We start from the raw sequence: 13,671 nt of genomic DNA on the forward strand, positions 1-13,671 counted from the left end.
CAGATCCGCCGGCTTTTATGGTTGGAGAACCCATGCGAGCCATCATTCTTGCGGCAGGCCTCGGCTTGCGCCTGCAACAACCGCCCGAAGCGCAGTTCCCGAAGTGCCTGCTGCGCTTCGACGACGTTTCGCTGCTCGAGCGCCATCTGCGCGTGCTCGACGCCGCGGGCGTCGACGAGATCGTGCTCGGGCTCGGCTTCCAGTCCGGGAAGGTCGAGCAGGAATTGAAGCGCCTCGGCCGCCAGGCCGAGATCGTGCTGAACGAGCGCTACGACCTCGGCAGCGTGCTGACCGTGCATACCGTCGCCGATGCGATGACGCGCGGCGGCGACGTGCTGCTGATGGACGCGGACGTGCTGTACGACGAGAACATCCTGCACGCGCTGGTGGCCGATCCCGACAAGACGGTCGATCGCCTGCTGATCGACCGCGACTTCGAGGCCGGCGACGAACCCGTCAAGCTGTGCCTGAAGAACGGCGTGCCGGTCGAGCTGCGCAAGCAGCTCGCGGTCGACCTCGACTACGACACGATCGGCGAATCGGTCGGCTTCTTCCGCTTCACCGAAGGCACCGCGCGCCGCCTCGCGAAAATCGTCGCGGGCTACGTCGACAGCGGCCGCGCGAACATGCCGCACGAGGAAGCCGTGCGCGACCTGCTGCTCGAAGGCGGCCATGCGTTCGACGTCGCCGACGTGACGGGCTCGCCGTGGATCGAGATCGACTTCCCGAACGACGTGGCGCGCGCCACGCAAGACATCCTCCCCCTGATTCAACGCACCACCGCAGGAGCCGCACGATGAACGCACGCGAACCCAATTTCACCGAATCGCGCAGCGCACGCCTGCGCCGCATGCTCGTCAGCAGCGACCTCGAGTTCCTGATGGAAGCGCACAACGGCCTGTCCGCGCGGATCGTCCGCGAAGCCGGCTTCAAGGGGATCTGGGCGTCGGGCCTCGCGATCTCCGCGCAGTTCGGCGTGCGCGACAACAACGAAGCGAGCTGGACGCAGGTCGTCGACGTGCTCGAATTCATGGCCGACGCGAGCGACCTGCCGATCCTGCTCGACGGCGACACCGGTTACGGCAACTTCAACAACGTGCGCCGCCTCGTGAGAAAGCTCGAACAGCGCGGCATCGCCGGCGTCTGCATCGAGGACAAGCAGTTCCCGAAAACGAACAGCTTCATCGACGGCGAGCGCCAGCCGCTCGCCGAAATCGACGAGTTCTGCGGCAAGATCAAGGCCGGCAAGGATTCGCAGACCGATCCCGACTTCTCGATCGTCGCGCGCGTCGAGGCGCTGATCGCGGGCTGGGGGATGGACGAGGCGCTGCGCCGCGCGAATGCGTATGCGGAAGCCGGCGCCGACGCGATCCTGATCCACAGCAAGCTGTCGCGCCCGGACGAGATCCTGCAGTTCGCGCGCGAATGGAGCGGCAAGGCGCCGCTCGTGATCGTGCCGACCAAGTACTACAGCACGCCGACCGACGTGTTCCGCCAGGCCGGCATCAGCACCGTGATCTGGGCGAACCACCTGATCCGCGCGTCCGCGTCGGCGATGCAGGCCGTCACGCGCGAGATCCACGAGAACGAAACGCTGATCAACGTCGAGGACCGCGTCGCATCGGTCAACGAAATCTTCCGCCTGCAGGACGCCGACGAATACTCGGCGGCCGAGCGCATCTACCTGTCGTCGTCGTCGCGCGCGTCGAACGCGGCGGTCGTGCTCGCCGCGAGCCGCGGCAAGGGGCTCGAAGCCGTCACCGAAGATAAACCCAAGGTCATGCTGCCAGTCGCCGGCAAGCCGCTGCTGCGCTGGCTCGTCGACGGCTTCAAGAAGCAAGGCGTAAACGACATCACCGTGGTCGGCGGCTATCGCGCCGACGCGATCGACACGTCGGGCATCAAGCTCGTCGTCAACGAGCGCCATGCGCAAACGGGCGAGCTCGCGTCGCTCGCGTGCGCGGCCGAACGCCTGACCGGCGACACCGTGATCTCGTACGGCGACCTGCTGTTCCGCAGCTACATCCTGCGCGACCTCGCGGAGAGCGAGGCCGAGTTCAGCGTCGTCGTCGATTCGTCGCTGACGGAACCGTCGAACCAGAGCGTGCGCGACTTCGCGGTCTGCTCGGCCGCCGACGACCGCGGCCTGTTCGGCCAGAAAACCTATCTGCAGCGCGTGTCGAGCGACGCTGCCGAAGGCACGACGCACGGCCGCTGGATCGGCCTGCTGAACGTGCGCGGCGCGGGTGTCGACCGCCTGAAGACGATGCTCGCGACGCTGCAGGCACGCGACGATTTCGACACGCTCGACATCCCGTCGCTGCTCAACGAACTGATCGCCGCCGGAGAGAAGATCGAGGTGCAATACGTGCACGGCCACTGGCGCGGCGTCAACGATCTGGAAGATTTCCGCCGTGCAGGCGACTTCGCGCACGGCCAGACGCCGCTGTCCGAACCGGGCGCCGGCAACGGGGGCGCACAATGATCGAAGCGGCCCAGTTCGTCGAGGCCGCGCGCGAACGCGGCTTCGACTGGTACGCGGGCGTGCCCTGCTCGTACCTGACGCCGTTCATCAACTACGTGCTGCAGGACCCGACGCTGCACTACGTGTCGGCCGCGAACGAAGGCGACGCAGTCGCGCTGATCGCGGGCGCGACGCTCGGCGGCAAGCGCGGGATCGCGATGATGCAGAACTCGGGGCTCGGCAACGCGGTGAGCCCGCTCACGTCGCTGACCTGGACGTTCCGCCTGCCGCAACTGCTGATCGTCACGTGGCGCGGCCAGCCGGGCGTCGCCGACGAGCCGCAGCACGCGCTGATGGGCCCGATCACGCCCGCGATGCTCGACACGATGGAGATCCCGTGGGAGACGTTCCCGACCGACCCCGAACAGGTCGGCCCGGCGCTAGACCGCGCGATCGCGCACATGGACGCGACGGGCCGCCCGTACGCGCTCGTGATGCAGAAAGGCAGCGTCGCGCCGTATGAACTGAAGGCGAACCCGGCCGCGAAGCCGCGCGCGCATGTCGCCGCGCAATCGTCGTCGCGCGCTGAATCGGCCAATGCAGCGGCCACTGCATGGCCGACCCGCCAGGACGCGCTGCAGCGCGTGATCGCGCACACGCCGGTCGATTCGACCGTCGTGCTCGCATCGACCGGCTTCTGCGGCCGCGAACTCTACGCGCTCGACGATCGCCCGAACCAGCTGTACATGGTCGGCTCGATGGGCTGCGTGACGCCGCTCGCGCTCGGCCTCGCGCTCGCGCGCCCCGACCTGCGCGTGGTCGCCGTCGACGGCGACGGCGCCGCGCTGATGCGGATGGGCGTGTTCGCCACGCTCGGCACCTACGGCCCGGCCAACCTCACGCACGTGCTGCTCGACAACGGCGCGCACGAATCGACCGGCGGCCAGGCCACCGTGTCGCAGCATGTGTCGTTCGCGGGCGTCGCGGCTGCATGCGGCTACGCGTCGGCGGTCGAAGGCGACACGCTCGACGTGCTCGATGCCGCGCTGGCCGCGCCAAGCGATGGCGCGCAGTTCGTGCGCGTCGCGATCCGCACCGGCGTGCCCGACGGCCTGCCCCGCCCGACCGTGACGCCGGTCGAGGTCAAGACCCGTCTGATGCGGCACATCGGCGCCGCGCAGACCGAAGCCCATGCTGAAGGAGCCCATTGATGCTGCTGCTGAACCCCGGCCCGGTAACGCTGACCGAACGCGTGCGCCGCAGCCTGCTGCAACCCGACCTGTGCCATCGCGAAAGCGAATTCTTCGATCTGCAGGATGAAGCACGCGCGCGCCTCGTCGCCGCGTACGAACTCGATCCGGCCGAATGGACGGCCGTGCTGATGACCGGCTCGGGCACGGCCGCCGTCGAGTGCATGATCGCCGCGCTCGTGCCGCAGGACGGCAAGCTGCTCGTGATCGAGAACGGCGTGTACGGCGAACGAATCGCGCAGATCGCGACGCAGTACGGCATCGCGCAAGACGTGCTGAAGCACGAATGGATGCAGGCGCCCGATCTCGCGCAGATCGCCGCGCGCCTCGACGCGGGCGGCTACTCGCACGTCGCCGTGATCCATCACGAAACGACGACGGGCCGCCTGAACGATCTCGGCGCGATCGCCGAAGTCTGCCGCGCACGCGGCGTGAAGCTGCTCGTCGACGGCGTCAGCAGCTTCGGCGCGGAAGCGATCGACTTCGCCGGCGGCGACATCGACGCCGTGGCGGCAACCGCGAACAAGTGCCTGCACGGCGTGCCGGGCGCAGCGTTCGTGATCGTGCGCCGCAGCGCGCTCGCGAAGGCCGCGAGCCGCACGTACTACCTCGACCTCGGCCGTCTCGCGAAGCTGCAGGACCAGCGCAACACGCCGTTCACGCCGTCCGTGCACGCGTACTACGCGCTCGTCGAGGCGCTGCGCGAGTTCGACGAAGCCGGCGGCTGGCGCGCGCGCCATGCGCATTACAAGGCGCTCGCCGACCAGGCGCAGGCCGGCCTCGCCGCGCGCGGGATGCCGCTCGTGCTGCCGGAAGGCGCGTCGTCGGTCGTGCTGCGCGCGTACCGGTTGCCACAGGGCGTCACGTACGAGACGCTGCACGACGGGTTGAAGGCACGCGGCTTCGTGATCTACGCGGGGCAAGGCGGGCTGTCGAAGGAACTGTTCCGGATCTCGACGATGGGCGCGATCGAAGCGGCCGACGTCGAGCGGTTGCTGGATGGTTTCGCGGCGCTGACGCGGTAAGCGGCCGCGCGTTCGTCGACCAAAAAAGGCCCGCGAGGGCCTTTTTTTGTTCTTCGCGGATTTCTGCGGGTGTCGCTTATCGAACCCGAAGCGGTCGCTCGACTTGGTATTTCCGAGTAGCCGCTTCTGGCTGCGGGCTTCCCGCCGACTTCAATCAGAGTTTCACATCCCCGGGCTTGGGACTACCGGATGCAGCCAAATGGCTTTGTACAGCGACGAGCTGGTCATCTGTCGTCGCGACCAGCCACAAACGTGAATGCTCTGCGATCTGGCGGTTGTGGTCCTTCAACGGTCCCAGTGTGGCAGCGGACTTCCAGGTCACGGGGCCAATCCGGCTGCTCCGGCCCGACGGCGCACCCACCAGCAGGCAGTAAGGCCCAAGAGGAAGCGAGACGAACGGAAGGGCCGGACTCGTTCGCAAGCGCCAGTCGACGAACGGCGCCTCGCTGATGAGCAGCGGCGTGGCCAAGCCGTAAAGCACACTGAAATCGTACAGCAACAGTTTCTCGCGCGCGCCCACGTAGATACGCCGGATATCGTCGACAACCGCAGCGCGGATTTCATCGTCGAACATGGGTTCCTGCGCATAGCGTGCAAAAGCCTGCTGCGCGTCAATCTGATATGCGCTGAACAGACCAAGTTCCAAGCAATCCTGCACTGCGCGTTGGACCTCCGCCACGGAACCGGCTTCCTCCGGCTTGCCCAGCTGCGCTGCCCTCAAAAAACGGGCAAGTCCCGCCTCCTGAATCACCGGGCCATCGGCAGAGGCATCGAGATCGGCATCCTTGTCGAGCGGCACGTAAAAGTATTCTTCGGTGGCGAAGTGCGACTTCTTGCCTTCGTCAAACTTGATTTCGCCATCGATGCGGTCCAGATAGCGAGTACCGATTCGACCATGCTCCCAAACCCAGTTCTTGAGGAGCGGTCGTAGCGGGTGCAGCCTGTCTTGATTGGCCATGAGTTCCTCCAGGTGCCCAGTATAGATCCAGGTCGTCGCTTGCTCGGTTGCATCCACCGGTTGAATCCGCAGTACAAACCGGCCATTCGTTCGTCGTAGCGTGCAATAGGCTGCTGTCCCAGCGAGAACGAACCGAAACGGCAAATGGCTATTCCTACGCCAATCGCAGATCCCACAACGCATCGAGTACGTGTTGCGTGGAACGCTCGACGTGCCCCGCACGATGCGCAATGCCGAGCCGACGCCACAACGCCGGGCGCAGCGGACGAATGGCAATACGCCTGTCGGGTGGTGGTGTAGTGGCCTCATGAGGTAACAGCGCTGCGCCGTAACCCGCCATGACCAGACTCTTGATCGCGTCGTTGTAGTTGAGCTGAATGCGCGGCGCAGGATTGTGGCCACCGGTCGCGAACCACTCCGCAGTCTGACGCGACAGACGCGTAGTGGCGTCGTTGAGAATGAGAGGCTGAGCAGCAAGCCATTCGGGCGTGATGCGAGCGGGACACCGCCAATGCGCTGGCACGAAGGCCATGACGGGATCGCGACGCCAGGGTTTTATCACGAGTCCAGCCACCGGGGGCTGAGGCAGCGCGACCAGCCCAATATCCAGCGTTCCGTCCGCCAGTCGGTTTAGCGTTTCATGCGAAGTAAGTACCGCAACGTGAATGTCGATAGCGGGATGGTGTTGGCGCAGCACCTCCAGCGCTTGCGGCAACAGGTGCGCGATCGCACCGGTCGACGCACCGAGCCGCACGCGTCCGGCAAGCCCCTGCACCTGGCGCTGAACATCTTCCAACGCCTGTTCTGCATCGGCCAGCAGTCGACGCGCGCGCTCCACCAACACCTCGCCTATCGCCGATGGCCGAACATGTCCGCGCTTGCGTGACAGGAGCGGAGCCCCAATGCGTTCCTCCAGTTCAGCGATGTGAAGGCTGACCGTTGGCGGCGCCAAGTGCAACGCGCGCGCCGCATCGGCAAATGAGCCACGGTCGGTAATGGCGACCAAGGTTCGCAAGCGGTCCAGGCTGATTTCTCGCATGGCGGCTTCCAGATTCAGAAAAGCTGAATGTTTTCGTTATCGAATTCAACTTTCTCTATTCTAGCGCTGCGCGGAAGATAGGAGCTCGATCTACTTGTCAGACTCAGTTACCGGAGTATTTTCCGCATGAGCCTTCCCCTTGTTTTTATCGACGGCGACCTGGGCACCACCGGGTTGCAAATCCACGAACGGCTGCACGACCGAACCGACCTGCGACTGTTCACGCTTCCCGCAGCGGAACGCAAGGATCCACGGCGCCGCGCTGAAGCCATCAACGCCTGCGATATCGCCATCCTCTGTCTGCCCGACGCCGCCGCGCGCGAAGCAGTGGACGCCATCGTCAATCCTGCCGTCAGAGTAATCGACGCAAGTTCCGCCCACCGCACGCACCCGGACTGGACATACGGCTTTCCGGAAATGGCTCCGGGACAGGCGGACCGCATCGCGAACGCACGTCGGGTCACCAATCCCGGTTGCTATCCGACCGGTGCGATTGGCCTGCTGCGTCCCCTGTTACAGGCCGGGCTTATACCAGCCAGCTATCCGGTCGGCATTCACGCGGTGTCCGGCTACTCGGGACGCGGACGTGCCGGCGTGATAGAGCATGAGGGTCAGGGCGCCGTCAACGCACCGTCCTACCAGGTCTATGGTTTGGAACTCGCGCATAAGCACGCTCCGGAGATCCAGCAGCACGCCAAGCTCGCGCAGCGACCCATCTTCGTCCCTGCGTATGGTGCGTTCCGCCAGGGCATCGTGCTGACTGTGCCCTTGGAATTGCGGCTGCTGGCATCCGACGTGGACGGCGCCACGTTACACGCATGCCTCGCACGCCACTATGCCGAGGCGGCCCACGTACATGTTTTGCCGCTACACGAATCGTGCGTCTTAAAGCACCTGGATCCGCAGGTGCTGAACGGGACGAACGATATGCACTTGAGCGTATTTCCTAACATGGAGCACGGGCACGTCCTGCTATCCGCTGTCTTCGATAATCTCGGCAAAGGCGCATCCGGCGCTGCGGTTCAGAACCTGAACTTGCTGCTCACGCAGTCATAGTGGCCGATGGCTTGAGCTAACGTTCGGCCGCACCCATATGCCAGCGATTGTTGTCAATCCGGTCTCGGCCGTCGAACGACGCATACTGGCCGAACCGAGACAACGCCGCACCGTGCTCGCGAGGCCGTGGCGCCCGCACTGCGGCGGTATTTGGTTGGCCGCATCGTGTGAATCTCGATGCGCAATGCAGCCTGTTCGCAGATGACTTTGGACGCAGCCAACCGGACACCGTATCGCATGGAGCAAGAAAAATTGCCGGTCCCCTCCCTCACCGAGCGCCCAGCAACGAACTCCGCGTCAGCGGCCGGTGATGTTGACGGCCACGATTTCGTATCCGGGGTCGGCGTTCTCGTTCGCCGCTTTTTTCGCTTCCTCGTACGACAGAAATGACATGGCTCCTTCAATCGCCGGTGCCATGCCGATGTCGCCATCCTCAGCGGTGCAGAGGAACTGCTCACCGGTCTTCACGACATAGATGGTCGTCATGTCTCCCTCCATGGTTTGCATGGGGAGCTTCCAGTCTAGCTTCCACGATTCCGTATGCAACCCCGGCAGTCGCATCGATCCGCCGTCAAGCCCGCGACGAACGTCAGGCAACTGCCGAGGAGACCGTATTGGCAAATCCGACTCTCGACAATTCGTCATCCTCCGTGATCGCAGTGACGCCAAAGGGCATCCGGCCCGTGCCAAAGGACAAGCTCGGCGATAGACGCTTGACGGCCCGTTGCCGCCACCCGGTCCACAAGGGCGGCGAGGACCGTTCCCGGTACTTCATCAGCCATTTACCTGGGAAAGCGCGTGCGGCTCCCCGGCCAGAACAGTCACCGCACGCAGGGCTGGCCACTGTGGCCGCCATCATTTCTCTTCCCGCATCGATGGCGTAAAGGTGATTCCTACCAGCAATCCTTCCGGCCCGATGAAGCGACTGACGGTCTGGCCCCACGGCTCATTCCGGTTCCTGACCAGCATCCGATACCCTCGTGATTCAAGTTCTGCCGTAGCCGCTTCGACGTTGTCGACATCAAACTCAATCCAGGCTTGCGGGATGGGTACGTCACTACGCCACGAATCCGTGCCGAAGCACGACTGAGCTGCCTGAGCGAGCGGCCACAAGGCGAAAGTGTTTGCGCCTTTCAGACTTTCCGTATGGAGGTAGCCGCCTTTCTCTTCCTTGAAGGGGATACCGAAGGCGCGACTGTAGAGCTCACGGCTTGCCCGGGCTTCAATCACAATCGGGCCAAAGCCTGCGATGAACAAGGCCGTGGTATTTGGGATCTTTTCCATGGCTTCTCCTTTGCCGCGAATGAGCGGCGCCATGAGGAACGAACATGTCCGCCCGCGCCCGTCGAACTGATGTGGTGGCTGGTATTCAGGTAGCGCGGGGCATGGATGAGTGTAGCCTTGTTTCAGGTGGCCAGCAGGCATCTCCACCCGGCAGCGAATGGGCGATCGGGCGGGTTCGGTAGCACTCGCGGCATCGACTGTGTGCGTCACGTCACAGGCGTACTTTTGGCGCTCGATTGTCCCTTTCCGACTTTGGTCGAGCGGCCATTGATGGCCGAACGCCGACGGTCTACCCCGCGTTCCAGGATAATCCGCGAAGAACCCTTTTCCCCATGATGACAATGAAAATCCTTCGCTGCGTTTCGTTGCTGGCACTCGTTGCCACACCCGCCGTCCATGCCGCCAACAACCAGACTTGCAGCGATGAAGCGGTCACGGCCATCGCCCGCTGGGCCGGTATCGCGAGCGCACGCATCGCCACGCGCGACGCGGACCGGCTCGTCGTCGCGTCGGCGTGCAAGGTCATGCCGAATGCGCCGGACACAACGATCGCGGCCGTGGCGTTCGATTCGCTTCCCAAAAGCAAGAACCCGGACGAAAGCAACAAGTTGCAGATCGTCGCGCTCGTCGAGGGCGGCAAGGTCGTGGCGGCCGAGCGGTCGGTGGTCCAGGAAGATGCGGCGACCGAGATCGGCGAGAACAGCTATCACATCGACACGGCGCCCTACCGGCTGTCGCCCGACGTGCGGGCGTTCGGCGTCGTGTTCACGAGCAGTGCGCGCGGGCCGAGCTGCCCCGATGCCGCTGCCAGCGAAGAACTGACGCTGTGGGTACGCGAAGGCAACCGCATCCGCCCGGTGTTCGGTACCAATCTCTACGGCTGGGTCAGCACCGAAGGCACGGCCTGCGGCCCCGCTACCGGCGACGCGCGCAGCGAGTCCGCACGCATGACGATCGCCGTGGAGAAAACCTCGAGCCACGGTTTCGCGGACCTGTCGATCACCGCGCACATCACGAAGACGCAACGCAAGGACAACGAATACTCGGACACGGGCAAGCGCACCGCACGCACAGTCGTCCGCTACGACGGCAAGTCGTACGGAATCGATATGTTCCGGAACCTCTGGTATTCGCCTTCCGCGATGAAATAACGCGCAGCGTTGCCCGCCTACTCCGCCACCTTCGGCCCGATCGCGTCGGTCGTTGCCGGCATCCGCAACGCGTCGTCCCGCACGCGTCGCGCCTCGCGCGCCGAATAGCGATCCTTCAGCCTCAGGAACGGTTTTTCGACGAGGAAGTAACTCGCCGTCGCGGCCAGCAGCGCCCACACGATGCCGAGCGGAAACGCGTGCGCGACCGGCAGGTCCGGGTTCGCGAACGGCTGCTGCCACAGATAGAGGCTGAACGAGATCGTGCCGATGAACACGACCGGCCGCGTGCGCAGCCAGCGCGCACACCAGAACTCGCTGCGGAAATTCAGCACGACGATCACGATCGCGATCAGCGCGGCTTCGAGCGTCACGCCGTACGTCGCATTCCAGAAGCCGCCGAGCCGATGTTCGGCGAGCGGCATCCCGAGCAGCACGATCAGGATAATCGCCGTCACGATGCGCGTCTCGCCGCGCCACGAACGGATCCACGCTTCGAGCCGTTCGCGGTTGAGCGACGCATAACAGCCGATCAGGATCGGATCGACGCCGGTGTGGAGCATCATCCCGAGCTGCCCGCGCAGCGCCGGCGCAACGAAATACGTGACGGCGCGCACCAGCGGCACGATCAGGATCAGCGCGGCCAGCCAGCGCGTGCCGCCGCGGCGGGCGCCATACACGAACAGCAGCGGCCAGAACCAGTAGAACTGCTCCTCGAGCGCGAGCGACCAGAAATGGCCGAGATACCACGCGCCGTCCGGATGCAACGCGTTGTCGCCGGTCAGCCCGAACCACGCCGAGTAATTCCACAGGTGCAGCGCAGCATACAGCCACTGCCGGCGATCGACGTCGAACCAGCCGGCGAAGGCCACGATCGCGACCGTCGCGAGATACACATAGCAGGCCGGCCAGATCCGCAGCGCGCGGCGCACGTAGAACGACGTCAGCGCGATGCCGCCCGTGCGCGCGAACTCGGCGCGCAGTACGTTGGTGATCAGGAAGCCGCTGAGGACGAAGAAGATCAGCACGCCGAGCCGGCCGTCGGCGACGAGCCGCAACGGCGCGTACCAGCCCGTGTAGCCGCCGGGCAGCACGTGCTCGGCATGGCCGATCACAACCATCGCCACCGCGACGGCGCGCAACCCGGTCAACTGCGTGACGCGATGGTTCATCGGCTGGATTCCGTTGGCACGGTGGATGGGCAGCAGACCGGCGCCGCCGTTCCGGCCCGCCGATATGCCGCCGGGATTTTGTATGAAAAATATCGGAATGAAATTGCTTCAAAAATCCCGGAACGGGCATCGGCGGCGGCGCTCGCCCCAGCGAGCCGACGTCCGGGGCGGCGAATTGGCATAATGACAAGCCTTGTCCGGCGGCGGCCGGCCCGATGCCAACGCAACGAATTTTTGCGGCGCCGCAATATCCGCAGTAGCGTACCCCGCCCGCACAACGGCCCGCGCCTCATCCGCCTCCTGTCGACCCTCACCCGGAGCCTGCCTGTGTACCCACCGATCGAACCCTACGCCCACGGCCACCTCGACACCGGCGACGGCCATCGCATCTACTGGGAGCGCTGCGGCAACCCGGCCGGCAAGCCCGCCGTGTTCCTGCACGGCGGCCCCGGCGCCGGCTGCAGCCCCGACCATCGCCGCCTGTTCGATCCGGCGCGCTACGACATCCTGCTGTTCGACCAGCGCGGCTGCGGGCGCTCGACGCCGCATGCGAGCCTCGAGAACAACACGACGTGGCATCTGGTGGCCGATATCGAACGCCTGCGCGAAATGGTCGGCGCCGAGCAATGGCTCGTATTCGGCGGCTCGTGGGGCAGCGCGCTGTCGATCGCGTACGCGGAAACGCACCCCGAGCGCGTGAGCGCGCTGATCGTGCGCGGCATCTTCACGATGCGTCGCGCGGAACTGCTGTGGTACTACCAGGAAGGCGCGTCGTGGCTGTTCCCCGACCTGTGGGAAGCCTTTGTCGCGCCGATTCCGGAAGCCGAGCGCGGCGACCTGATGGCCGCCTACCATCGCCGGCTGACCGGTGACGACGAAGCCGCGAAGCTCGAAGCCGCGCGCGCGTGGAGCATATGGGAAGGCCGCACGATCACGCTGCTGCCCGATCCCGCGCTCGCCGCGCACTTCGCGGACGGCCACTACGCGCTCGCGTTCGCGCGGATCGAAAACCACTACTTCGTCAACCAGGGCTTCGTCGAAGAAGGCCAGTTGCTGCGCGACGCGCATCGCCTCGCCGGCATTCCGGGCGTGATCGTGCAAGGCCGCTACGACGTCGCGACGCCCGCACGCACCGCGTGGGACCTGTCGAAGGCATGGCCGGACGCGACGTTCGAGATCGTGCCCGGCGCCGGGCACGCGTACAACGAGCCGGGGATCCTGCAGGCGCTGCTCGCGGCGACGGACCGCTTCGCGGGCTAGCCGCGACGCATCAGGCGGTCGTTTCCCGGCGCGCGGCACCCGAATCCGCGGAAGCGTCGGGATTCGACCACTGCTCCCAGTCGCTGAGCTTCGGCGGCTTCGTCGCGCGTATCAGCACCAGCGCAATGCAGAACGTCACGACTGCATAGATCGTGATCGGTTGCCACGGAATGACGATGCGCCGGTATTCGTGCGGCAGGTAGCGCACCAGCGGCGTCGCGACCGACACGTAGCTCAGCAGCATCGTCAGCATCGCGACGGCGGACGTCATCAACGACATTCCGCAGCACCACGCGCGCTGCCCGCCCGGCGCGACAGCGGTGCCGAGGAGCAGCGTTGCCGCTGCCGCGATCAGCAGGTCCATCGGTCGCCCATTCGGCAACAGGTAGCCGAAGGTGCCGGACCGCATCGTCGCGAACGAGATTGCCCAGTAATGCAGCGTGGACGCAGTGGCCAGCAGGCCGACGGATGCGAAGCGCCGAACCGTCGGTTTTATCACGGCGTGCGACAGACTCAGATAGTCGTTGCTCAGCCGGTTGTACATCAGCGCGAGGCCGGCAACAGCCAGCGGCAGCGCGATGAGCACCGTGATCCACGCCGACAGCATGAGCGACGCGACACTCAGCGCCACCCAGATCGCCACATTCAGCGTACGCCCCCATCGGCGGCGACATGCGAGTGCGATATGACCGACGAGACTTGCCATCGCCGCCGCGCCCGAAACGCCCTGCAGCGCCCAAAGCTGCCCGGACCATGACGAAAGCGCGGCCAGCGACCGGTCGTGCAGGAACAGCAGCACCGGGACGAACGCCAGCAAGGACGTGACGTTTTGCAGGATGCCGTGATACGCGATCACGCGAATCGTCGTATAGCGGCGGGAAGCGGGAATGGCAGCGCCAGTCGTGGGCATGGGGCAGCGTCGATGAGCCGGTCGGACCCGCAGCATACGCCTTGATGCGGCCCACCGCGCCGCGCGTGTTCGGTCACAGTGCGGTTTCGACGATCGTCCTGCCGC

Annotated in this window: 13 protein-coding genes; 7 read left to right on the top strand and 6 right to left on the bottom strand. The window is 65.3% G+C overall.

Going from position 1 to position 13,671, the window contains the following annotated elements; translation table 11 throughout:
• The first annotated feature begins 32 nt into the window (after positions 1 to 32).
• The 4 genes from CUJ89_RS25705 to CUJ89_RS25720 are packed head-to-tail and all read left to right on the top strand — an operon-like array spanning position 33 to position 4,739.
• Positions 33 to 800: an NTP transferase domain-containing protein gene (locus tag CUJ89_RS25705; RefSeq protein ID WP_114180181.1), complete on the top strand. Its 768-nt coding sequence runs from the start codon at positions 33 to 35 to the stop codon at positions 798 to 800.
• Positions 797 to 2,485: a phosphoenolpyruvate mutase gene (aepX, locus tag CUJ89_RS25710; protein WP_114180182.1), complete on the top strand. Its 1,689-nt coding sequence runs from the start codon at positions 797 to 799 to the stop codon at positions 2,483 to 2,485. The genes CUJ89_RS25705 and aepX overlap by 4 nt, the downstream gene beginning before the upstream one ends.
• Entirely contained in the window at positions 2,482 to 3,675 is a 1,194-nt protein-coding gene (gene aepY, locus CUJ89_RS25715; protein WP_114180183.1) for a phosphonopyruvate decarboxylase, read from the top strand. Before aepX ends, aepY begins: the two co-directional genes overlap by 4 nt.
• The gene (locus tag CUJ89_RS25720) at positions 3,675 to 4,739 is read left to right on the top strand and encodes a 2-aminoethylphosphonate aminotransferase (protein ID WP_114180184.1); all 1,065 of its coding nucleotides are present in this window, start codon (positions 3,675 to 3,677) and stop codon (positions 4,737 to 4,739) included. Before aepY ends, CUJ89_RS25720 begins: the two co-directional genes overlap by 1 nt.
• Before the next feature lie 154 nt (positions 4,740 to 4,893).
• On the opposite strand, the gene CUJ89_RS25725 is transcribed toward CUJ89_RS25720, so the two are convergent.
• Positions 4,894 to 5,697, bottom strand: coding sequence for a hypothetical protein (locus tag CUJ89_RS25725; RefSeq protein WP_114181560.1), 804 nt, complete (start codon positions 5,695 to 5,697; stop codon positions 4,894 to 4,896).
• 154 nt (positions 5,698 to 5,851) lie between these two features.
• The gene (locus CUJ89_RS25730; protein WP_114180185.1) at positions 5,852 to 6,736 is read right to left on the bottom strand and encodes a LysR family transcriptional regulator; all 885 of its coding nucleotides are present in this window, start codon (positions 6,734 to 6,736) and stop codon (positions 5,852 to 5,854) included.
• A gap of 126 nt (positions 6,737 to 6,862) precedes the next feature.
• Here CUJ89_RS25730 and argC point away from each other — a divergent pair, with 126 nt between their 5' ends.
• Positions 6,863 to 7,792 (top strand): N-acetyl-gamma-glutamyl-phosphate reductase, encoded by a 930-nt coding sequence (gene argC / locus CUJ89_RS25735; RefSeq protein WP_114180186.1) that lies wholly within the window; start codon positions 6,863 to 6,865, stop codon positions 7,790 to 7,792.
• A 297-nt stretch (positions 7,793 to 8,089) separates the two neighbouring features.
• Here argC and CUJ89_RS25740 read toward each other — a convergent pair whose 3' ends face one another.
• Positions 8,090 to 8,278, bottom strand: coding sequence for a hypothetical protein (locus CUJ89_RS25740; RefSeq protein WP_114181561.1), 189 nt, complete (start codon positions 8,276 to 8,278; stop codon positions 8,090 to 8,092).
• Between the two features lie 369 nt (positions 8,279 to 8,647).
• Positions 8,648 to 9,076, bottom strand: coding sequence for a VOC family protein (locus CUJ89_RS25745; RefSeq protein ID WP_114180187.1), 429 nt, complete (start codon positions 9,074 to 9,076; stop codon positions 8,648 to 8,650).
• A 341-nt stretch (positions 9,077 to 9,417) separates the two neighbouring features.
• Between CUJ89_RS25745 and CUJ89_RS25750 the strand changes: the two genes are divergently transcribed.
• Complete coding sequence (locus CUJ89_RS25750) at positions 9,418 to 10,227, top strand: multidrug ABC transporter ATPase (RefSeq protein ID WP_114181562.1); 810 nt, start codon at positions 9,418 to 9,420, stop codon at positions 10,225 to 10,227.
• A 17-nt stretch (positions 10,228 to 10,244) separates the two neighbouring features.
• Here the strand turns inward: CUJ89_RS25750 and CUJ89_RS25755 are convergent, their stop codons facing one another.
• Entirely contained in the window at positions 10,245 to 11,396 is a 1,152-nt protein-coding gene (locus tag CUJ89_RS25755) for an acyltransferase family protein (protein WP_114180188.1), read from the bottom strand.
• A gap of 327 nt (positions 11,397 to 11,723) precedes the next feature.
• Here CUJ89_RS25755 and pip point away from each other — a divergent pair, with 327 nt between their 5' ends.
• Positions 11,724 to 12,656: a prolyl aminopeptidase gene (gene pip, locus CUJ89_RS25760; protein ID WP_114180189.1), complete on the top strand. Its 933-nt coding sequence runs from the start codon at positions 11,724 to 11,726 to the stop codon at positions 12,654 to 12,656.
• Between the two features lie 10 nt (positions 12,657 to 12,666).
• On the opposite strand, the gene CUJ89_RS25765 is transcribed toward pip, so the two are convergent.
• Complete coding sequence (locus CUJ89_RS25765; RefSeq protein WP_236654958.1) at positions 12,667 to 13,566, bottom strand: hypothetical protein; 900 nt, start codon at positions 13,564 to 13,566, stop codon at positions 12,667 to 12,669.
• Between the last annotated feature and the right edge of the window lie 105 nt (positions 13,567 to 13,671).

It is taken from the genome of Burkholderia pyrrocinia (assembly GCF_003330765.1).
GTDB classification, from domain to species: domain Bacteria; phylum Pseudomonadota; class Gammaproteobacteria; order Burkholderiales; family Burkholderiaceae; genus Burkholderia; species Burkholderia pyrrocinia_B.

Coding starts and splice junctions, on each gene's coding strand:
- CUJ89_RS25705 (WP_114180181.1), top strand. CDS start 33: ATGCGAGCCATCATTCTTGCGGCAGGCCTCGGCTTGCGCCTGCAACAA.
- aepX (WP_114180182.1), top strand. CDS start 797: ATGAACGCACGCGAACCCAATTTCACCGAATCGCGCAGCGCACGCCTG.
- aepY (WP_114180183.1), top strand. CDS start 2,482: ATGATCGAAGCGGCCCAGTTCGTCGAGGCCGCGCGCGAACGCGGCTTC.
- CUJ89_RS25720 (WP_114180184.1), top strand. CDS start 3,675: ATGCTGCTGCTGAACCCCGGCCCGGTAACGCTGACCGAACGCGTGCGC.
- CUJ89_RS25725 (WP_114181560.1), bottom strand. CDS start 5,697: ATGGCCAATCAAGACAGGCTGCACCCGCTACGACCGCTCCTCAAGAAC.
- CUJ89_RS25730 (WP_114180185.1), bottom strand. CDS start 6,736: ATGCGAGAAATCAGCCTGGACCGCTTGCGAACCTTGGTCGCCATTACC.
- argC (WP_114180186.1), top strand. CDS start 6,863: ATGAGCCTTCCCCTTGTTTTTATCGACGGCGACCTGGGCACCACCGGG.
- CUJ89_RS25740 (WP_114181561.1), bottom strand. CDS start 8,278: ATGACGACCATCTATGTCGTGAAGACCGGTGAGCAGTTCCTCTGCACC.
- CUJ89_RS25745 (WP_114180187.1), bottom strand. CDS start 9,076: ATGGAAAAGATCCCAAATACCACGGCCTTGTTCATCGCAGGCTTTGGC.
- CUJ89_RS25750 (WP_114181562.1), top strand. CDS start 9,418: ATGAAAATCCTTCGCTGCGTTTCGTTGCTGGCACTCGTTGCCACACCC.
- CUJ89_RS25755 (WP_114180188.1), bottom strand. CDS start 11,396: ATGAACCATCGCGTCACGCAGTTGACCGGGTTGCGCGCCGTCGCGGTG.
- CUJ89_RS25765 (WP_236654958.1), bottom strand. CDS start 13,566: ATGCCCACGACTGGCGCTGCCATTCCCGCTTCCCGCCGCTATACGACG.